Origin of the sequence: Rhizobium sp. N324, assembly GCF_001664485.1 — a bacterium.
Lineage (GTDB): Bacteria > Pseudomonadota > Alphaproteobacteria > Rhizobiales > Rhizobiaceae > Rhizobium.
The window spans coordinates 50,441-70,080 of sequence record NZ_CP013634.1; the positions used below are offsets into that span (position 1 = coordinate 50,441).

The 19,640-nt window shown below is 62.7% G+C and carries 16 protein-coding genes; 5 read left to right on the forward strand and 11 right to left on the reverse strand.

Annotated features, from left to right (window positions below):
- Positions 1-35 precede the first annotated feature (35 nt).
- The 8 genes from AMK05_RS27805 to AMK05_RS27840 form a co-directional block, all read right to left on the reverse strand.
- Positions 36-1,175, reverse strand: a complete 1,140-nt coding sequence (locus tag AMK05_RS27805; protein ID WP_064842968.1) for a glycosyltransferase family protein — start codon at positions 1,173-1,175, stop codon at positions 36-38.
- Positions 1,172-2,419 (reverse strand): glycosyltransferase, encoded by a 1,248-nt coding sequence (locus tag AMK05_RS27810; RefSeq protein ID WP_064842970.1) that lies wholly within the window; start codon positions 2,417-2,419, stop codon positions 1,172-1,174. Before AMK05_RS27810 ends, AMK05_RS27805 begins: the two co-directional genes overlap by 4 nt.
- A gap of 9 nt (positions 2,420-2,428) precedes the next feature.
- Positions 2,429-3,634, reverse strand: a complete 1,206-nt coding sequence (locus AMK05_RS27815) for a glycosyltransferase family protein (protein WP_064842972.1) — start codon at positions 3,632-3,634, stop codon at positions 2,429-2,431.
- Positions 3,635-3,731: 97 nt separating this feature from the next.
- Positions 3,732-4,904 (reverse strand): ABC transporter permease, encoded by a 1,173-nt coding sequence (locus AMK05_RS27820; RefSeq protein ID WP_064842974.1) that lies wholly within the window; start codon positions 4,902-4,904, stop codon positions 3,732-3,734.
- Complete coding sequence (locus AMK05_RS27825) at positions 4,904-5,902, reverse strand: ABC transporter permease (RefSeq protein WP_003595069.1); 999 nt, start codon at positions 5,900-5,902, stop codon at positions 4,904-4,906. Before AMK05_RS27825 ends, AMK05_RS27820 begins: the two co-directional genes overlap by 1 nt.
- Before the next feature lie 3 nt (positions 5,903-5,905).
- Positions 5,906-7,813 (reverse strand): ABC transporter substrate-binding protein, encoded by a 1,908-nt coding sequence (locus AMK05_RS27830; protein WP_064842977.1) that lies wholly within the window; start codon positions 7,811-7,813, stop codon positions 5,906-5,908.
- Positions 7,813-9,702: an ABC transporter ATP-binding protein gene (locus tag AMK05_RS27835; protein ID WP_064842979.1), complete on the reverse strand. Its 1,890-nt coding sequence runs from the start codon at positions 9,700-9,702 to the stop codon at positions 7,813-7,815. Before AMK05_RS27835 ends, AMK05_RS27830 begins: the two co-directional genes overlap by 1 nt.
- Before the next feature lie 154 nt (positions 9,703-9,856).
- On the reverse strand, positions 9,857-11,200 hold the full coding sequence (locus AMK05_RS27840) for an adenylate/guanylate cyclase domain-containing protein (protein WP_064842982.1): 1,344 nt from the start codon (positions 11,198-11,200) through the stop codon (positions 9,857-9,859).
- 616 nt (positions 11,201-11,816) lie between these two features.
- On the opposite strand from AMK05_RS27840, the gene AMK05_RS27845 reads away from it, so the two are divergent.
- The gene (locus tag AMK05_RS27845; RefSeq protein ID WP_064842984.1) at positions 11,817-13,154 is read left to right on the forward strand and encodes a nucleotide sugar dehydrogenase; all 1,338 of its coding nucleotides are present in this window, start codon (positions 11,817-11,819) and stop codon (positions 13,152-13,154) included.
- Here the strand turns inward: AMK05_RS27845 and AMK05_RS27850 are convergent.
- The gene (locus tag AMK05_RS27850; protein WP_064842986.1) at positions 13,144-14,319 is read right to left on the reverse strand and encodes a DUF3095 domain-containing protein; all 1,176 of its coding nucleotides are present in this window, start codon (positions 14,317-14,319) and stop codon (positions 13,144-13,146) included. The genes AMK05_RS27845 and AMK05_RS27850 overlap by 11 nt on opposite strands.
- 124 nt (positions 14,320-14,443) lie before the next feature.
- Here AMK05_RS27850 and AMK05_RS27855 point away from each other — a divergent pair, with 124 nt between their 5' ends.
- On the forward strand, positions 14,444-14,923 hold the full coding sequence (locus AMK05_RS27855) for a class I SAM-dependent methyltransferase (protein ID WP_064842989.1): 480 nt from the start codon (positions 14,444-14,446) through the stop codon (positions 14,921-14,923).
- A gap of 132 nt (positions 14,924-15,055) precedes the next feature.
- Here AMK05_RS27855 and AMK05_RS27860 read toward each other — a convergent pair whose 3' ends face one another.
- Positions 15,056-16,027, reverse strand: a complete 972-nt coding sequence (locus AMK05_RS27860) for a DMT family transporter (RefSeq protein WP_064842992.1) — start codon at positions 16,025-16,027, stop codon at positions 15,056-15,058.
- A gap of 86 nt (positions 16,028-16,113) precedes the next feature.
- On the opposite strand from AMK05_RS27860, the gene AMK05_RS27865 reads away from it, so the two are divergent.
- Together AMK05_RS27865 and AMK05_RS27870 are read left to right on the forward strand one after the other, a co-directional pair.
- The gene (locus tag AMK05_RS27865) at positions 16,114-16,593 is read left to right on the forward strand and encodes an Lrp/AsnC family transcriptional regulator (protein ID WP_064842994.1); all 480 of its coding nucleotides are present in this window, start codon (positions 16,114-16,116) and stop codon (positions 16,591-16,593) included.
- Between the two features lie 78 nt (positions 16,594-16,671).
- Positions 16,672-17,583 (forward strand): ankyrin repeat domain-containing protein, encoded by a 912-nt coding sequence (locus tag AMK05_RS27870; RefSeq protein WP_064842998.1) that lies wholly within the window; start codon positions 16,672-16,674, stop codon positions 17,581-17,583.
- A 115-nt stretch (positions 17,584-17,698) separates the two neighbouring features.
- Here the strand turns inward: AMK05_RS27870 and AMK05_RS27875 are convergent, their stop codons facing one another.
- The gene (locus tag AMK05_RS27875) at positions 17,699-18,592 is read right to left on the reverse strand and encodes a LysR family transcriptional regulator (protein WP_064843000.1); all 894 of its coding nucleotides are present in this window, start codon (positions 18,590-18,592) and stop codon (positions 17,699-17,701) included.
- A 69-nt stretch (positions 18,593-18,661) separates the two neighbouring features.
- On the opposite strand from AMK05_RS27875, the gene AMK05_RS27880 reads away from it, so the two are divergent.
- On the forward strand, positions 18,662-19,633 hold the full coding sequence (locus AMK05_RS27880) for a quinone oxidoreductase family protein (RefSeq protein WP_064843003.1): 972 nt from the start codon (positions 18,662-18,664) through the stop codon (positions 19,631-19,633).
- Positions 19,634-19,640: the final 7 nt, after the last annotated feature.

Here is a 19,640-nt window from a genome sequence, read left to right on the forward strand (position 1 = left end):
TTAACCGCGGGCGCTCGTCGAAATCCTCAAAGCTTTCAATTGCCGGTCAGCATGGCGCGGATGATGCCGGCGGTCTTCACCGCCCCGTCGAGATCGAGCGATACCGCGCCGCGCCCTGCTGCTGTGAGCGCCTTTTCGACGGCTTCCTTGACATGGCCTGATGTCAGTCCCGTTTCCGGCAGGATATCGGCGAGATCGAGTGCCTGCAGCCGTTCGGCGCGCACCGTCTGCTCGGTCTCGCCGCCGGCGACGAAGGGGATGAGGATCGCCCGGCATTGACTGCGCAGGAGGTCGCCGACCGTGTTGTAGCCGGCCTGCGAGATCGAAACCTTCGCGCCGCGCAGCAGCGAGGGAAAATCCTTGCGGAAACGCACCAGCGTCACGTTTGGGGCGACGTCCTGCGACAGCGCGGCGAAATCGGCCTCCGGCAGGTTCGGGCCTGCTATCAGCAGCCAGCGAAGATCGGCCGGCAGCAGGGCTGCCGCCTCTTTCGTCGCGCCGATCAGCGCGGCGCCGACCGCGCCGCCGCCCGCCGATGCGATAATGTCGAAGGTTTCGCTCGGTTCCGGCGCCGGCGGCGCGGCGACGAGGCCGGTGTAGCGCAGTCTGTCGGCAATCTCCGCCGTCAGCGGGAAAGTGTCCTCCAGCCTGATGAAGCCGGGATCGCCGTGGACGAGCACGGCATCGAAATGCGCCCTGACCAGTGCCGCGGTCTCCGCGTCGCGGCCGGCCTTGCGGTTTTCCTGGAGGATGTCGCGCACCGAACTGAGGAGCTTCGGCCGCGGTTCGGCCGTGTCGATCGCCGCCAGCAGCGGCAGCAGTTCAAAGCGCATCTGCCGCCGGCCGAAGGGGAAGGCTTCGATGATGACGACATCGGGCCTGGCGGCATGAAAGGCCTCAAGCAGCAGATCGCGGCGGGCATTGAGGAATTCCTCGCCCGCTGGCCGGCCATCTGCATCGGCGAGGCCGGAGAAACCGGCATTGCTGGCGACGACCGGCGGCAGCGCCACGGTCTTGACGCCTTCGCCGGGAAAACCCGGCACCGGCAGGCCGCCGGTGACCACGGTGACGTCGAAACCATCCTTGACAAGGGCGTTGGCGATGCGGCTGGCGCGGGCGATGTGGCCGATGCCGAGCAGGTGCTGGACGTAGAAGAAGATACGCGGTGCCGTCATGACGCCTTCTGCCATTCGGCCTCGAACAGGCCGCTGAGCTGCCGGATGCTGGAGTGATAGTCGAAATCGTCGCGCACCCGCTTTTCGGCGGCATCGCCGAGGCGCTTGCGCAAGGCCGGGTCGCGGATCGCCGCCTCCAGCGCTTTGGCCAGCAGCGCCGGATCTTCCGGCGGCACGACCAGGCCGTTTTCGCCGTCCTTCAAGAGTTCCGGCACGCCGGATACCGTCGTGGAAACACAGACCAGTCGCTGGCTCGAGGCTTCGACAAGCACATTCGGCAGGCCGTCGCGGTCGCCATTGGCGGCAATCCGGCAGGCCAGCGCGAAGAGGTCGGCGCGGCGGTAATGATCGAGCACGTCTTCCTGCGCCATGGCGCCCTTCCAGACGATGCGGTGGGAGAGGCCGAGCTCGGCGGCCAATGCCTTCAGCTTCGCAAGCTCCTCGCCGCCGCCGATATGGTCCATGCGCCAATGAAGGTCGGCGGGCAGCAGGGCGAGTGCGCGCAACAGCACATCGTAGCCCTTCTTCTCGACGGCGCGGCCGACGCTCAAAATGAAGGCGGGATCGTCGGCGTCGCTGCCGGTCCTCTCCGACCGCTCGCCGGCAAAAGCGCCGAACCGGGCGAGATCAAGACCGTGGTAGCTGAGGTGCACCGCGTCCTTGCGGGAGGTCAGGCTGCGCATGTGCTCATAGCCCGTCCGGGTGCAGGTGACGGCCCAGCGGGCGCTGCCGAGCTTTTCCTGCAGCTCCCAGTCGGGCGACGTCCAAATATCCTTGGCATGCGCCGAACAGGTCCAGGGTGTGCCGGTCAGGATGCTGGCATATTCCGTCACCGAAGCCGGCGTATGGATGAAATGGGCATGCAGCCATTGCCCGCCATCAGGCCATTCGCGCCCCAGCACCAGCGCCTGGCCGAGACGGCGGAAGCGGTTGCGGGAGATGTCACGTGGCAGGTCGGCGAGGAAACGCTTGATCAGCGCCTTGAAGCCGGGTTTGGAGAATCCGGCGATCAGGCCCTTCAGCACGCGGATCGGCTCCTCGTGCAGATATTCCGGCAGGTAGACGACCCGCGCCTTGATCTCGTCATGCACGGGATGGCGCTTCTTGTCGGTCGGCCGGCGCATCGAAATCAGCGTCAGGTCGAAGCCGGCCTTTTCCAAGCCGAGCAGCTCCTGGGCGATGAAGGTTTCCGAAAGGCGGGGATAGCCTTTCAGCACGACGAGAATCTTGCGGCGTGGCGGCAAGGCTGTGCCCTATTCCGCGACGAGGGAAAGGTGGCTGGCGCGGCCGTCGATCCATCGGCCGACCGTCTGCGAGATGTGGTCGAGCCCTTCGAGATGCATATTGCTGCCGCTCTTCGACGGTGGCAGGCGCGAGGGCAGGCGCTTCAGCGCCTCGGCCATGATGGTGGGATCAACCGATTGTTCCGGCAGCAGCATGTCGACCAAGCCGAGCTCGCTGGCGCGCTTGGCGCGCAGCAGCTGTTCCTCGCGCGGCTTGACGCGCGGCACGATGAGGGCCGGCTTGTCGAAGGAGAGGATCTCGCAATAGGTGTTGTAGCCGCCCATGGCGACGACGCCGGTGGCGCCGTCGATCAGCTCTTCCATGTGGTTGTCGAACTCGATCACCTCGATATAGGGAATGGCTTCGCCCTTCTGCACCAGCTTGGCGCGCTCGGCGGCCGGCATATAGGGCCCGAGCACGACAAGCGCCTTCTGCGTCAGTGTTGGATCGGCCTCATAGGCGTTCATCACGTCGTGGACGAGATCGGAACCGTCGCCGCCGCCGCCGGTGGTGACCAGCAGGTAATTATCCTTGCGGGCGTTGATCGAGGTCTTGCCCTTGGAGACGCTGCGCTGCAGGAAGCCGACGAAATCCATCTTCCGGCGCAGGCTCGCGGGCACGTCGAGACCGATCAAAGGATCGTAGAAGTCAGGCGGGCCATAGACCCAGACGCTGTCGTAATATTGGTCGATCTTCTGCATGATGCCGTTCCGCTTCCACTCGGCCTCGAGCAGATGCGGCGCGTCCATAACCTCGCGCAGGCCGAGCACCAGCACCGTGCCGCGGGCCTTGAGATAGGCAAGCGTATCCTCGACCTCGCCCTTCAGCCCCATCGGCTCCTTGTCGACGATGAAAATGTCGGGCTGGAAGGTTTCGGCCGTGTGGCGAATGCTCGATTCGCGCATCTTCAGCGTCTCGTGCAGGTCGATATGGCTGGCAAGCGAGGTATATTCGCCGTTGCGCAGCTTGATGACGCTCGGGATCTTCACGAAGTCGACGCGGGCGCGGTAATCGAAGGCGCCGGCGATCGTCGCACCCGAAATGATCAGGATGTTGAGGCCGCGATAATCCTCGACCAGCGCATGGGCAATGGCACGACAGCGCCTGAGATGGCCGAGGCCGAAGGTGTCGTGGCTGTACATGAGGATGCGCGCATCTTCGAGACGTCTGGCCATGGGTGTTCCCTCCGGGGTGAACAACATGCGTTAGTACCCCCACCGTCCGGAGGCCACGTGGCGGAGGCGGTGCCATGAGGCGCCGCCGGGTTTTCTGCTATTTGTAGGGATCTGCCGCATCACGCAAGCCGTCTCCCAGAAAGTTGAACGCCAAAATGACAAGAACAACAGGAATGATCGGATAGAGCAGCCAAGGATAAAAGGCGATGACGCTGACGCTTTTTGCCTCGGTCAGCAGAATGCCCCAGCTGGTGATCGGCGGGCGAAGGCCGAGGCCGAGGAAGGAGAGCGCGGTCTCGCCGAGGATCATGCCGGGGATCGAAATCGTCGCCGAGGCAATCAGATGCGACATGAAGCCCGGCACCAGGTGCCGGCCGATGATGCGCGGCGTGCTGGCGCCCATCAGCTGGGCCGCCTGGACGTAATCCTCCTCGCGCAGCGCCAGGAGCTTGGACCGCACGGCACGCGCTAGCCCGGTCCAGTCGATGATGCCGAGAATGACGGTGATACCGAAATAGATGACGATCGGGCTCCAGGTCACCGGCATGATGGCGGCCAGCGCCATCCAGAGCGGCAGGCTCGGCAGCGATTGCAGCACTTCGATCAGGCGCTGGACGATCAGATCGAAAATGCCGCCCCAATAGCCGGCAAGCCCGCCGATGACGATGCCGAGCACGAAGCTGATCGAAATGCCGATCAGGCCGATCGTCAGCGATATCCGCGCGCCGTAGAGAATGCGCGACAGCACGTCGCGGCCGAGCCGGTCGGTGCCGAGCAGGAACATCTGGCCGCCGATCGCCGGGCAGACCAGATGATAATTCGAGGCGGCAAAGCCCCAGAATTTATAGCTATCGCCGCGGCAGAAGAACCGGATCGGCTGCACGTCGTTCGGCCTGTCGGTATAGACGCGGTGCAGCGTGTCGAGATCGAGCGTCATGCTGCGGCCGTAGACGAAGGGGCCGACGAAATTGCCCTTGTCGAAGAAATGGATTTGCTGCGGCGGCGCGTGGATGAAATCGACATTGCGCGTGTGCAGGCCATAGGGCGCCAGGAATTCGACGATCAGGATCATCAGGTAGACGGCGGCAAGAAAGATGCCGGAGATCAAGGCCAGCCGGTGCTGCTTGAACTTCCACCACATCAGCTGCTTCTGCGAGGCGAGATGGATGCGCGATTGCGCCGCCGTCATGGTCTCTGTCGCCAAGGGATCGAAAGGCGCGGTCGAGACGTAATGGGGAAGCGGCGCGCCGGGTGCGGGAAGGGGCGACATTATTTGGTGCTCCTGCCTTGCAGACGGATGCGGGGATCGAGGAAGCCGAGCGCGATGTCGGAGATCAAGACGCCTATGACGTTGAGGAAGGCCAAAAACATCAGGAAGGAGCCGGCCAGATACATGTCCTGGCTTTGCAGCGCCTTGATCAGCATCGGCCCGGTCGTCTCCAGCGACAGCACGATCGCGACGATCTCGGCGCCTGAAATGATCGACGGCAGGATCGAGCCGATATCGGCGACGAAGAAGTTGAGCGCCATGCGCAGCGGATATTTGAGCAGCGCCCGCATCGGATGCAGGCCCTTGGCGCGCGCCGTCGTCACATATTGCTTCTGCATTTCGTCGAGCAGGTTGGCGCGCAGCCGGCGGATCATGCCGGCCGTACCCGCCGTGCCGACGATGATCACGGGGATCCACAGGTGGGAGAGGATCGAGCGTGCCTTCTCCCAGCTCATCGGCGCCGAGATATATTGCTGGTCCATCAGATGGCCGATCGAGATGCCGAACCAGATATTGGCGAAATACATCAGGATCAGCGCCAGCATGAAGTTCGGGATGGCGATGCCGAGCAGGCCGAGGAAGGTCAGCCCGTAATCGCTCCAGCTGTACTGGTGCGTGGCCGAATAGATGCCGATCGGAAAGGCGATCAGCCAGGTGAGCAGGATGGTCGTGAAGGAGACGAGGATCGTCAGCCACAGGCGCTCGCCGACTACGTCGGAAACCGGCATCTGGTATTCGAAGGAATAGCCGAAATCGCCGTGCAGCATGCCGCCGACCCAGTAGAAATAGCGCACGATCTCCGGCTTGTCGAAGCCGTATTGCTGGCGCATCTCCTCGATTTCCTGGAGGTTGGCGGTCTCGCCGGAGGCGCGCAGCTCGGCGATCTGGCTCTCGAAGAAATCGCCCGGCGGCAGCTCGATGATGGTGAAAACCAGCGCCGAAATGACGAAGAGCGTCGGCACCATGGCGGCGATGCGCCAGAGAATATATCTGAGCACGCCTCAGGCCTCCTTGTACCAGAATGCATCCGGCATGTAGATGCCGAGATAGGAGGTGGGATCGAAGCCGTAGAGGGCTTTCTCCGGCAGGTTCTGCAGTTTGGCGGCGCGAAGGATCGGCTGCAGCGTGCTGTTGATCAGGCCGATCGAGAACACCTGCTGGGTATAGAGCGACAGCATCTTGTGCCAGATCACCTGACGCTCCTCGAATTTCGCCGTCGAGCCCCATTGTTTGAGCAGGTCGACCAGTTCGGCCGCCTCCGGCAGATCGGGGGCGGCACCCTCCTGGCCGGCGGAGAGGTAATGCATGCCCCAAAGCGGCCATTGCAGCTGATCGTCGAGGGTCGGCGCCAGTCCCGAGGGCGACATGTCGGCCGTCGGCACGCCATTGTCGAGGCCGTACCAGATCGACATCATGATCGAGCCGCTCATGGCGCGGTTGCGGAAGACGTCGCGCTGCGAGGTGCGGGTATAGAGCGCAAGGCCGATATTGGCCCAGTGATCGTGCACCAGCTCCAGCACGTCGGTGTCGAGATTGCTCTCGCCGGCGGTTTCGACGGTGATCTCGGCGCGCCGCCCGTCCGGTAGCAGCCTTATGCCGTCACTGCCGCGCTTGGTCAGGCCGATCTCGTCGAGCAGGCGGTTGGCCTCGTCGGCATCGAACTTCACGAAGGCATCGGCATATTCCTGCTTGAACAGCGGGCTGTCGGGCAGGACGGTGTCGGCGCTCGGCGTGCCCAAGCCGTAGAAGGCGACCATGTTGATCTCGTGCCGGTCGATTGCCAGCGACAAGGCGCGGCGCAGGCGTACGTCGCGGAAGAGGCCGCGCCATACCTCGTCGGCGCAGTTGAGGTTCGGCAGCAGCGTGATGCGCGAGCCGCGCGCCACCTTCCAGAGATTGACCTTCACCGAGAAGCGCTTCTCAGCTTCTTTCAGAAAGGTGTAGTCGTTGAAGTCGATGCCGGTCGCCTGCAGGTCGGCCTCGCCGGCGCCTGCCTTGGCGGCGATGATCGACGAGGAGGAGACGTTGAGGATGAAGCGGTCGAGATAGGGAAGCTGCCGGCCGGTCTCGTCGACGCGGTGGAAGAACGGATTGCGCTCGAAGACGAATTGCTCGGCCGGCAGCGCCGTCGTGTTGCGCCACGGATCGAGCGTCGGCAGGTTGGGATTCTCAGGCCGGTAGGAACGGGCCATTTTGATGTGCAGGTCCTGCCATTTCTTGACGCGGTTGGCCTGCATCATCTGTTCCATTTTCGCCTGGTCGGGCTGGAACTTCTTATGGAACTGCTTGAGATAATGCGCCGGTCCGACGATGACGAGCGGGATGGGGCCGGCGAGCGTTGGCAGGAACATCGGGTTGGGTTTGTCCCAGCTGTAGCGCACCGTCAGCGGATCGAGCATCTCGAAGCGCGGCAGGCTGCCATGCGGGCGAAGTTCCAGCGCGCCGCCGCCCGGCGTCAGCTTCTCGTTGAGGATGACGTCTTCCCACCAGTAGCGGAAATCGTCGGCCGTGAACGGCTCTCCGTCGGACCATTTATGGCCTTCGCGCAGCCTGAAGGTAAAGACAGTGTCGTCTTCCGAGCTGAAATCGGCGAGAATATCCGGCTGGAACTGCAGGTGCTTGTTGTAGCCGATCAGGCGGGCATAGCCGTAGATCGTCATGAAGCGGATATCGCGCTGGCTGCCGATGATGGTTCGCACCGTGCCGCCGTAGCTGCCGGGTTCGAGCCCCATCTCCTTCAGGTTGACGATGCGCGGGCGGGCGGGAATGCGCTCGGCCATACCAGGCAGGCTGCCGGATGCCAGCCGCTCCTTGAGAAATTCCGGCTCGCCGCCCTGCTCAGCCCGAAGCACTGTGGGGGCGATCGCCGCGCCGACCAGGCCGCCCAGAAAAATGCGACGCGTCACCATCAGCGCAACTCCTTGGCATCGGCGCCTTTGCGGGCGCGCACCAGATGGCCGTCGCCGAGATCGGCATAGGCAAGCTCGGAGGCGTCGTCATGCTCGGCGGTGAAGGTCACGCCCCAATTCTGCTTGTCGGCGGCGCCGTTTTCCCGGAGCGCCTTGAAATCGAGCGGCCGGTCGAGATCGGGGAAGGGGACGGCGGCGAGCAGCGATTTCGTATAGGGATGCACCGGATCGCGCAGGATGATCTCGCGCGGCGCGATCTCGACGATGCGGCCCTTGCACATGACGGCGATGCGGTCGGCCATGTAATCGACGACGGCGAGGTTGTGCGAAATGAACAGATAGGTCAGCCCCAGCTCCTTCTGCAGGTCCTTCAACAGGTTGAGGATCTGCGCCTGGACGGAGACGTCGAGTGCCGAGACCGGCTCGTCGAGGATGACGAGCTTCGGGCCGAGCGCCAGCGCACGGGCAATGCCGATGCGCTGGCGCTGACCGCCGGAAAAACTGTGCGGGTAACGGCTGAGGTAACGTTTGTCGAGGCCGATCGCCGCCATCAAGCCTTCGACCTTGCGCTTGCGCTCGTCACTGTCGCCGCGGTCGTGAATTTCAAGCGGTTCGCTGAGGATGTTGCGCACCGTCATGCGCGGCGAGAGCGAGGAGACCGGATCCTGAAACACCATCTGGATCTTGGTGCGCATATCCTGCAGCGCTTCGCCGCGCACCGAAAGCACATCGATCACGTCCTTGCCGTCGTTGAACACCACCGAGCCGCCGTCGGGTGTGATGGCGCGCATCAGGATCTTGCTGAGCGTCGTCTTGCCGCAACCGGATTCGCCGACGAGGCCGAGACATTCGCCGCGGCGAATGTCGAAGCTGACATCGTCGACGGCGTGCACGACAGCGGCTTCGTGCTTGCCGAGCAGACTGCGCTTGCGCGTCTTATAAGTCTTCGACAGGTTGGCGACCGAAAGCAGTGTGCCCGGCGCCTCCGCCTGCAGCGGCTTCTTCTTGCCGACGAGGGTCTCGAGATTGACGGGCACGTCGCGCAGCGCCTTGAGCCGCTCGCCGGGTTTCATGTCGAAATGCGGAACGGCGGCCATCAAAGCCTTGAGATAGGGATGCTGCGGATTGCGGAAGATCGCCTCGACCGGCCCGGCCTCCATGATTTCGCCGTGATAGATGACGACGACTTCGTCGGCCATGTTGGCGACGATGCCGAGATCGTGGGTGATAAGCAGCATCGCCATGCCGAGCTTGGCCTGCAGCTCGCGCAGCAATTCGAGGATCTGCGCCTGGATCGTCACGTCGAGCGCCGTCGTCGGCTCGTCGGCGATCAGCAGCGCCGGCCTGCAAATCAGCGCCATGGCGATCATGGCGCGCTGGCGCATGCCGCCGGACAGTTCGAACGGATACATGTCGTAGGTGCGGTGTGGATTGGAGAAGCCGACCAGGCCGAGCATCTCCTCGGTCTTCTCACGCGCTTCCTGCTTGTCGATCTCGGTATGGATCAAAAGCACTTCGCTGATCTGGTTGCCGACCGTGTGCAATGGCGAGAGCGAGGTCATCGGCTCCTGGAAGATCGTCGCCATGCGCCGGCCGCGCAGGTCGCGCATTTCCTCGCTGTCACGCGAGAGCGACAGGATATCGGTCGTGCTGCCGTCGAGCGGATCGGTGAAGAGGATGTGGCCGGAGGCCCTCGCCGGATTGGGCAGGATGCCCATCACCGACTGGCTGATCACCGATTTGCCGGAGCCGGATTCACCGACGAGAGCGGTGACCTTGCCCGGAAGAATGCGAAGATTGGCTTCCTTTACGACGCGAAGCCGGTCGCCGAAAACCGAGAAGGAGACGTCGAGATTTTCAATACGCAACAAATCGGCTGCAGACGCCATACCAATGAAATTCCCCAGTCTTCTGTGTTCCCGTTAAGGCACACTATCGTACCGCAAACGGGGTGTCTAGCAGATGACAATCCAGGGAAAACCGTAGCATTCCGCCGAAGTTCCCCAGGCGAGACGCGTAAAATTTTGGCAGACGTTCGCGCTTTTACTGGATGAACTTCTCCACGGTTGTACGCTCGACGTGCTTCTTCGCGTCACGGTGCAGAAGAATGACCTGTTCGGCTTCAGAAAGCCCGTTCTGAACAGCCTCGCGGAAGCCCTCCTCGACGTTGATCGCGGGGGCCGGCGCCCGCGGCTGCAGCACCGTCACCTTCTGGCGGATGCCGCGCAGTTTCTCTTCGCCGAGCGTCGTCCATTCGCCGCCGCAATAACCGGCGAATGCCTGGCTGGCGACGACCTCGCGGCCGTATTTCTTGGTCAGGATCTGCAGACGCTGCACCTCATTGACCGCCGAGCCGAAGGCAGAGAAGGTCAGCCGGTCCTTGAGGCCGACATTGCCGAACATGACGTTGCCGACATGCAGGCCGATGCCGTAGCCGACCTTGCTGAGGCCTTTCGCCTCGCGGTCCCTGTTGAGCTCGGCGACCCGCGCCTGCGCCTGATGGACGGCGGAAAGGGCTGCCTCGCAGGCGATTTTCGACGGGTCCTTGTGGCGCCCGCAGGGATAGACGGCGAGGAAGCCGTCGCCGAGGAAGCTCAGGATCTCGCCGCCATTGCGGTTGAAGGGGGCGGCGATCGCGTCGAAGAACTGGTTCAGCGTGTCGATATAGGCCTGGCGGCCTTCCTTTTCGGCATACATGGTGGATTCGCGCATGTCGCCCATGACGAGCGCCGCACGGATCGTCTCCCCGTCGCCGCGGCGGATCTGGCCGTTCAGCACCCGCTTGCCGGCGTCACCGCCGAGATAGGTGGTCAGCATGTTGTTGGCGAGCTTGCCGAGCACCGCCATCTTGGCGGCGACCGCCAGATGGTTCTGCATCCTGATCAGCGCATCGATCATATCGTCGGAAAAGCCGTTATGGTGGTCGGTCGACCAGGAGCCCATCATGCCCTGCACCGAACCGTCGCCGAAGGGCTGCACGAAGGCAAGGTAATCGGTGATGGCGTCCTTGCGCAGGTCCTCGAAGATCGGGAATTCGGCCGGCCCTTCCTGCATCAGCCGGCGGCGGATGTGCTGCAGGTTGTTGTCGAGCAGGTAATAATAGGGGCTCTGGAGGAAACGGTCCGGCTTCTGCCCGGCCGGCATGCGGAAACCCTCAATGGTGACGCCGCTGGCGCGCCGCCAGGTGAAGCTCAGCGCGTCATAGAGCGGATGCAGCATCGAAAAGGTCAGATGCACGCGCGCGATCGGCAGCCCGGCCGCCGCGATCCTTTCACAGAAGCCGCGCACGATGTTTTCAAGCTCGTCTCCGGCCAGCGAAGAGTTCGTCAGCCATTCAGCGACCCGGTCCAACAGGATGGAGGAGACGCTGGATTCGATCGTGCTCATTCTCGGTATGATCCTCATAAGGCACGCCATCCCAGAGAAAAAAATCCCTCGGCCGGCACATTTTCATGCGCAGGTCACAAGGAAATCAGGATGTACGAGCGGTATTATTTGTCAACGACCTGCCGAGAGCCTGGCAGCGGCACCCTCTGCTCCCCGTATCGGAGGACCGGACGGGTTGTCCTTTCACGGTGGTTCATTATCAAAAGTCAAAATAGGGATGCTGCAATTGCGAAACAATGGGACCGGTATTTTTTTGTGCGCTCAAGTTGCAACAAAGGATTGTGCCGGGGCATTTCGGCCACACCCCGGCTAAGGGGTTTTGGGCAGCCATGCCGTCGATTGACAACCCAAGACCCCTCCCCAACCCCTCCCCACAAGGGGGAGGGACTAACCCGCGGCGCCAACCTGCCCATTTTCCGACCTCGGCGTTCTCGGCGATGATTTTTGAGTGAGAGGATGCGGCAAGTTAAGTCCCTCCCCCTTGTGGGGAGGGGTTGGGGAGGGGTCTTAGTCGCCGACCGACGCTATTGCCGCCGGGGAGAAGCGACCCCCGGGTTTAATTCACCGCGATCATGCATTAGATCAGCTTCCTCTTCCCCGTTTGAAAGATCCCGCCTTGGCCACCTCCACCTTCGATACGCTTTTGCAGAAGATCGAAACCCGCGCGGCGCGTGCCGGCGTCATCGGGCTCGGTTATGTCGGCCTGCCGCTGGCAATGGCGGTGGCGCGCAGCGGTTTTGCGGTCACCGGCTTCGACATCGACCCTTCCAAGATGGTGGCGCTCGCTGCCCGCCGCTCTTATATCGATGCCGTCAGCGATGCGGCACTCGCCGCCGAGATCGATGCGGGACGCTTCGAGGCGACCACCGATTTCGCCGGTCTTGCCGCCTGCGACGTCATCATCATCTGCGTGCCGACGCCGCTCACCAAACATCGCGATCCCGACCTTTCCTTCGTCGAGGCGACCTCGCGCTCGATCGCCCAGCATCTGCGCCTCGGCCAGCTGGTGGTGCTGGAATCGACCACCTATCCCGGCACGACCGACGATATCGTCAAGGTCATTCTCGAATCCACCGGGCTGAAATCCGGTTCGGATTTCTTCGTCGGCTTCTCGCCGGAGCGCGAGGATCCCGGCAATCAGCATTATCACACCGCCACCATCCCGAAGGTCGTCGCCGGTGACGGGCCTGAGGCGCTGGCGCTGATGAGGGCCTTCTACGGCGCGGCGGTCTCGACCGTCGTTCCGGTCTCCTCGAATGCGACGGCCGAGGCGGTGAAGCTCACCGAAAACATCTTCCGCTCGGTCAACATCGCCCTCGTCAACGAATTGAAGACCGTCTATGCGGCGATGGGCATCGACGTCTGGGAAGTGATCGACGCGGCCAAGACCAAGCCCTTCGGCTACATGCCCTTCTATCCCGGCCCGGGCCTCGGTGGTCATTGCATCCCGATCGATCCCTTCTACCTCACCTGGAAATCGCGTGAATACGAACTCCCCACCCGCTTCATCGAGCTCGCCGGTGAGATCAATTCGGCGATGCCGCGTTATGTCGTCGGCAAGCTTGCCGAAGCGCTCGATATCCGCGCCGGCAAGGCGCTGAGCCGCAGCAAGGTGCTGGTGATCGGGCTCGCCTACAAGAAAAACGTCGCCGATATAAGAGAGAGCCCGTCGCTGCGGCTGATCGAGATCATCGAGGAACGCGGCGGACGGGCCGATTATCACGACCCCTTCGTCGCCGAGATCCCGCCGACACGTGAATACCAGGCGCTGAAGGGCCGCCGGTCGGTGGCGCTGACGCCTGATACTATCGCCGGCTACGATGCGGTACTGGTCGCCACCGACCATGACAGCGTCGATTATGCGGCGCTGGCAAAAAGCGCTGCGCTGATCATCGACACCCGCAACGTTTTCAACCGGCTCGGCCTTTCGGCCGATCACGTCATCAAGGCGTGACGGCAACGCCGGAAAGCGATTTTCCGGTCATCCGGCTGGCGGCCACCGCATAGCCGCCTGACGCGCCGTCGATGAAATGCATGTGGTCGCGCGAGATCGGCGTCGGCACGAAGCAGGTCATCAGCGCCGAGGCCTGCCGATGCAGGCCGTAGCGGGCGACGCCCTTGGCCCGCGCCGCTTCGAGCAGCGTCTCGATGCGTTTCAGATGGTCGGCGTCGACGTCGACCGTCATCTTCAGCCCGTCGTCGAATTTGCGGAAATCGGAATTGCCGGCGACATCGCGCTTGTAGCGGCGCGCATCGAAACGGCCGAGCGGAATGCCGAGCTTGTAGCAGAGGACGGTGATGGCGAGCTGCAGGACGATGAAGAGCTTCTGACGCAACCGCCGGCCGGCGGGTGCGGTGGCCTTGGCCTCGCGGTTGATGCCGTGCAGCGAGAAGGCGAAGTTCGGGCCGTCGGCCGGCACCGGATGGCTGCCGCGGTTCTGCTCGCCGGTGATGGCGACGATGCCGTTGACGAGGTCGCGGAATTCCTCGCCCGGCCGGCCTTCGCCGGGAACGGCGATGATCGAGACGATCTCGCCGTTCTGCGCGTCGATCGGGCTCCAGCGGCAGGAGAGGCCGGTGAGATCGGGGCGTGTTCCGGCGGCGGCGCGCCCGACGGCGTAATGGCCGAGCTTCATCTGCCGTTCCGCCCAGCTGGTGCCGCCGCCCCAGAACATCGCATAGGTGACATGCGGGCTTGCCGAATATCGTGCGACGCGCACGTCGAGGCCCTCGGCGCGGGTGTCAGCGACCGGAACGATGGCGACGCGCAGCATCAGGGCGAGATCTTCCTCAACCCAGACCTGCACGGCGGCAAGCGCCTCGCGCGCCGCCTGCTCCAGCGAGCCGGGAAGCGCGATCAGCGCGCCGTCGCCGCCGAAGACGAAGGGATAATCGCCCTTGCCGACGGCATTCAGCACCGCCGAAATGACACTGGCGCCCGCCATATTGACGTCCTTGTAGCGGCCGCCGGCGATCGCCTGCGTCGAGCCGACGATATCGGCAAGCGCCAGCACCCACCCATCCGGCAGCGGCCGGTAATTGGCGGCATCGGTCACGCCCTCGAAGGCGCTGAACAGCGGCACGGCGGCAAAGAATTCTTCGTCGGTCACGGTTTTCATGTCATCCAGCTTAGCACAGACCCATGTTGCCACTGCAACGCCATTTCCCATTTACGGCAATCGACTTGGCAAGGTTTCATGTGTTAGCACGCGCTCACGATTTTTCATGACGGATATGGATTAGATGAGCCGCCTCGACAGCTTCATTCGCCGGTTGACGGCGCAGCGCGACATTTTGAACGCGATTATCGATCTGGTCGGCGAAATCGACGGCCCGGTGCTGGAGTTCGGCCTCGGCAACGGCCGCACCTATGATCACCTGCGCGAAAATTTCCCCGGCCGCCGCATCGTCGCCTTCGACTGGGAGGTCCGCTCCTATTCGGCCTCGACGCCGGCGGCGGAGGATATGGTAACCGGCAATATCCGCGAATCCGGCCAGGCCTTCCTCGGCATCGGTGCGGCGCTCGCCCATGCCGATATCGGCACCGGCCATGACGAGATCGACGCCGTGACGCTCACCTGGCTGCCGCAACTAATGGCCGGCGTGCTGGCCCCAAACGGCATCGCCGTCAGCGGCTTGCCGCTGGAGCACGCCGAGCTGGTGGCGCTGCCGCTGCCGGAGGGGATCAAGGAAGGGCGGTATTTTCTGTATCGGAGGTCGTAAGCGGTATCATGTGACGACCACAACATCGGTCGGTTATGGCTCGAAGCGGGCACCGGCTTAGAGTGGCGGGGAGCTTGGGAAGCCGATCAGACATCAGCACCGCCAATGTCGTTGGATGCGGACTCCGGTTTGTTAACGTTCGTGCGGCCTCCGCTGAGATGCGTTCATGCGTGATATGAATTTTGCGACAGGTCGGATAGGCCGCTTGCTGAACACTGCGACGGCAGCACAGACGCCGACGAACTGCAATGCTGCGCCAATCGCCTCCACAGAAGACGGCAAACGCGCCTCGAAACTGAAGCCGTAGGCGAGGCCGAACAACGTTTCCGCAACGATGAGCTGGGCGGAGAGAACCAGCGGCAGGCGACGTGATGCGATCACCCAGCACCAGGTCGCAAACCAGGAGCCGCCCAGCCCCATTAACAACGCCCAACCGGCAAAATTCGCGACGTCGGAAATCGACGCCGTATCCACCAGATCGAACGAAGCCAGCGGCAGCAGGAGCAGACTCCCAAGCGCCGCGCCGATGCCTTGCAGCCCTGTCCATTGCAGCCCGTCCGGCGCGTCGGCTGACTGCATCACGGCCGCATTTGCCAACCCGTAGACGATCCAGATTGCAAGCGCCACGAAGCTGGCGAGGATGCCGAGAGTGATTGTCGCCTTGGTAGATGGATCTGCTGTGTGGATCGTCGCGATATTGACGATCGCTACCCCGACCGCGATCAGCATCAAAGGCAAGGCGAGAACCTGCCATGGGGCAGAGCGGTCACGGATATTGGCGATAATCGCCAGAAGCACCGGCATGGTGCCGATGATGACAGGGGGAATAGCAGCGCCCGCGAGCTGGACGGCGAAGGCGGCGCTGACAAAGTATCCCACATATCCCGCGCCCCCGAGAAGCAGGCCGACCAAAAGCCGGGACGGCGCCATTCCAGCAGGCCGAAACCGTCGATTGATCATCAGTAGCAGGCAGGCAAGACCGAAGATGCCGTAGCGGGCAATGGTCAAATCCCACGCGGTGAACGGCGCGACGGCGCGCGGGGCGACGAACGTCAGCCCCCACAATGCGCAAGTCGTAAGGCCGGCGATGATCCCAAGCAGCACGATGTTCTCCTTTTGGCGGAGATCATGCGATGTGACGCGGCAGTTTTATATGGAAACACAAAGGATCAGCGGTTAACTTCCTCTCTATGTCAAAGGCAAAGGCACCTCGGAACCTTCAATCTGGAAACTCGACGCTAGACGAGACCGATGCGCGCATTCTGGCAACGCTCGATTCGGATGCCCGCTTGTCGATGAGCGAGCTTGCTCGCCTCGTCGGCATGTCCGCGCCGAGTGTTTCGGAGCGCGTTCGCAGGCTGGAGGCGACCGGTGTTATCCGAGGATTTACCGTTGATGTGGATACGCGTGCGATCGGCTATCAGATACGGGCCATGGTGAGGATCAGGCCTTTACCGGGCAAGCTGCACCTTGTCGAAAGGCTCATTCAGGAGCGCCCGGAGTTTGTCGAATGCGACAAGATTACCGGCGACGATCCATTCCTCGCCCGCTTGGTCGTCCATTCGATCGAGCAAATGGACGATGTTCTCGAAGCTCTCTCCGAACACGCCGTCACCAGCACGGCTGTCATCAAGGGCACTTCTGTCAAACGTCGTCTGCCGCCCCTGTAGCCGCGCTAGGTTGCGCTGGCCGGTGGGTGTGATCGGGTATATCATTGTCGATCACCGTATTGGCCGGGGGAGAGCCAGATGCGTGAGCTGATCGGAAGCCTTCTCATCTATTTGAGTGCTGTTGTAACCGCCCAAGGCGGTCCGCTTCACGAGGCGGTCAGGAGCGGCGACCTGACCGCGATCGCGGCGGCGCTCGATGCCGGCGCCGACATCGAGGAGCAGGACAAGGGCGCCACACCTCTCTTCCTGGCAATTCGTAGTGGCCATTCCGAAGTCGTGGAATTGCTGATCGAGCGCGGGGCGGGTGTGAACAATCCGTCGGCGATGGGCCTGCCGCTGACCGGCGCTGTCCTGACGAACGCCGTCGACCTCGTGCGGCTGTTGTTGGCGCATGGCGCTGACCCTAATGCCGCAGCAAGGGGCGAGCGCATGCTGCACTTCGCGGTCGCGAACGGCTGTCTGGATTGTGTCAAGCTGCTCGTGGAAGCCGGGGCAGACGTCAATGCCGTCTGGATCCGGGGCGACCCCGCCCGTCTGCCGGCCATTGTCACGGCCTACCATCTTGCAAAACACGACGATCATGCCGATATCGCCGCCTATCTGCTGGCGCATGGCGTCACCATTCTGAAACCCGAGCCGATTTCCGCGAAGCTGGCGAACGGCGACCCGGCAAAGGGCGCGGCGTTCTTTGCCCCCAACTGCTCCTCCTGTCATGCCATCCTTGCGCAAGGTGGACCGACCAGGGGGCCGAGCCTGTGGAATGTCGTCGGGCGCGACAAGGCCTCGACCAAGTTCGACGGCTACTCCAAAACGCTGTCGGCTTGGGAGGGGTCCTGGACGTATGAGGACCTCAACATATTTCTCGCGGGTCCCACTTTGACAACGCCTGGCGTCGACATGGAAATCCGTGGCGCGCCTGAGGAAGCCGATCGGCTTGATGTAATCGCCTATCTCAGAACGCTCGCCGACACGCCGGTTCCGCTGCCCTAACGGGATGGCGCGCGTAGCGCCCACGCCCCGTGAGGATGTCGCCGCGTCGTTGCCGTGCCTGCCGATGCGGCGAAGCGAGCACGTCGATCTTCCGGCCCTCGTCGATATCGTTGATCTACTCGGACAAACGGGGCGGGTCGGCATGAGGCTTCTTTTTGAACGCGTTCTTCAACGCGTCCAGGACGACACGAACAGACGGAACGTCCTTGATCTCGGAGTGCACGACCAACCATAGTTCCCGTACGAGAGCATGTTCGCCCTCGATCCGCTGAAGATCGAAAGGGACCGCGAAATCGGGCAGCATGACGACACCCCCGTCAAGCCTTGCGGCGGCGACCTGAAACTCCAGAACGGATGATCTCAACGCAATTTGGCGGCCGGCGGCCACCTCGTTGAGACGCAATTGCTGCGGCGAGGAATTCATCGCTTCATCATAGCCGATAAACGTCCATTCGGACGGTGCAACGGTTTCGAGGTAACGCCTCGAAGCGAAGAGGTTGAACGTCAGCTCCTGGAGCTTGGTGATCGAATAGTCGCCATCTTCCGGTCTTGACAGTCGGATCGCGATGTCTGCCTCGCGCCTGTTCAACGACGTAAACCGCTTCTCGCCAACAAGCGTAATCTGCACACCCGGATGATCTTTCCGCATCGCTACGATCGGCTTTGCCAGAAGCGCGCTCGAAAGAGCGGGCGGGGCACTGATCCTCACATGTCCCCGCACTTCCGTCGCGCTGCTGCGCCCGATCTGCTCGACCGCGGCAGTCTGCAAGGCAATGACAGCGGCATGCTTGGCGACCTTCTCGCCTTCCAGAGTGAGAATGATGCGCCGCCCGCGGCGGTCGATGAGCTTGCGTTCCAGTGTTGCTTCAAGCGATGAGACGCGCCGGCTTATCGTCGCGTGCTCGACGCCGAGCTGCTTTGCTGCGCCGAGAAACGTCCCCGATTGCGCCAGCGCCAGAAAATGCCGCAGGTCGTCCCAATCGAGTTTTGTGAATTTTCTCCCATTCATTGTGAATCAATAGGGAATTTTCACACGCTTGGCCAGCCGCTAGCCTGTGCGCATCAAGGAGATCGAACGATGACAGATCAGATCATAATGTTGAACGCCCCAGGCGACGTCAGCCGGTTTCAGGTACAGGATCATCGTTCCGCTCCTCCCGGTCGCGGCGAGATAGAAATTCGTCATGAAGCGATCGGCACCAATTTCCTGGACGTCTATCATCGGAAGGGCATCTATCCGATGCCCTCCTACCCGGCCGTGATCGGTGCCGAGGCCGCGGGTGTCGTGGCAACGGTCGGTCCTGACGTGACGGAGTTGAAGGAGGGCGACCGGGTGGCATATGCGGGACCACCGGTCGGAGCCTATTGCACGACAAGGACCATTGCCGCTGAAAGAGTGATCAGGCTTCCCGACTCGATTTCGGCGAAAACGGCTGCGAGTTCGCTGCTCAAAGGCATGACGGCCTATATGCTGCTGAAGAAGACGTGCGATGTCCGCGCCGGAAGCCGTATTTTGATCCATGCGGCCGCGGGTGGGCTTGGGAGCATCCTCGTTCGCTGGGCCAAGTCGCTCGATGCCACGGTGATCGGCACCGTCAGCACACCCGAAAAGGCAGTGCTCGCCAAGTCCTTCGGCGCGGATCATCTCATCGTCGGGCGAGGAGCCGATATCGTTGCCGAGGTCCAACGGCTCACGAATGGCAACGGCGTCGACGTCGCCTTTGACGGCATAGGCGGCGATATGCTGGTCAAAAGTCTTCGTTCGGTGCGGGCTTTCGGGATGGCTGTTACCATCGGGCAAGCCGCCGGGCCGGTTCCGCCGGTTCCGGTCGAGGAGCTTCGGCCTGGCAAGTCGCTCTCTCACCCGAGCATCATGGCCTGGTGCGCCGATGTCGCAAGATACCGCGAGGCGGCGCAGGCGACAGTCCAGGCCATGGAGGCAGGGATCGTCTGCCAGATTGCTGCCGAATTCAGCCTGGCAGATGTTGCAACAGCGCATATCGAATTGGAGTCGGGGCGGGCCGCAGGCAGTATTTTGCTGATACCTTAGCGCAAGG

Coding starts and splice junctions, on each gene's coding strand:
- AMK05_RS27805 (WP_064842968.1), bottom strand. CDS start 1,175: ATGACGGCACCGCGTATCTTCTTCTACGTCCAGCACCTGCTCGGCATC.
- AMK05_RS27815 (WP_064842972.1), bottom strand. CDS start 3,634: ATGGCCAGACGTCTCGAAGATGCGCGCATCCTCATGTACAGCCACGAC.
- AMK05_RS27820 (WP_064842974.1), bottom strand. CDS start 4,904: ATGTCGCCCCTTCCCGCACCCGGCGCGCCGCTTCCCCATTACGTCTCG.
- AMK05_RS27830 (WP_064842977.1), bottom strand. CDS start 7,813: ATGGTGACGCGTCGCATTTTTCTGGGCGGCCTGGTCGGCGCGGCGATC.
- AMK05_RS27835 (WP_064842979.1), bottom strand. CDS start 9,702: ATGGCGTCTGCAGCCGATTTGTTGCGTATTGAAAATCTCGACGTCTCC.
- AMK05_RS27840 (WP_064842982.1), bottom strand. CDS start 11,200: ATGAGCACGATCGAATCCAGCGTCTCCTCCATCCTGTTGGACCGGGTC.
- AMK05_RS27850 (WP_064842986.1), bottom strand. CDS start 14,319: ATGAAAACCGTGACCGACGAAGAATTCTTTGCCGCCGTGCCGCTGTTC.
- AMK05_RS27855 (WP_064842989.1), top strand. CDS start 14,444: ATGAGCCGCCTCGACAGCTTCATTCGCCGGTTGACGGCGCAGCGCGAC.
- AMK05_RS27865 (WP_064842994.1), top strand. CDS start 16,114: ATGTCAAAGGCAAAGGCACCTCGGAACCTTCAATCTGGAAACTCGACG.
- AMK05_RS27870 (WP_064842998.1), top strand. CDS start 16,672: ATGCGTGAGCTGATCGGAAGCCTTCTCATCTATTTGAGTGCTGTTGTA.
- AMK05_RS27875 (WP_064843000.1), bottom strand. CDS start 18,592: ATGAATGGGAGAAAATTCACAAAACTCGATTGGGACGACCTGCGGCAT.
- AMK05_RS27880 (WP_064843003.1), top strand. CDS start 18,662: ATGACAGATCAGATCATAATGTTGAACGCCCCAGGCGACGTCAGCCGG.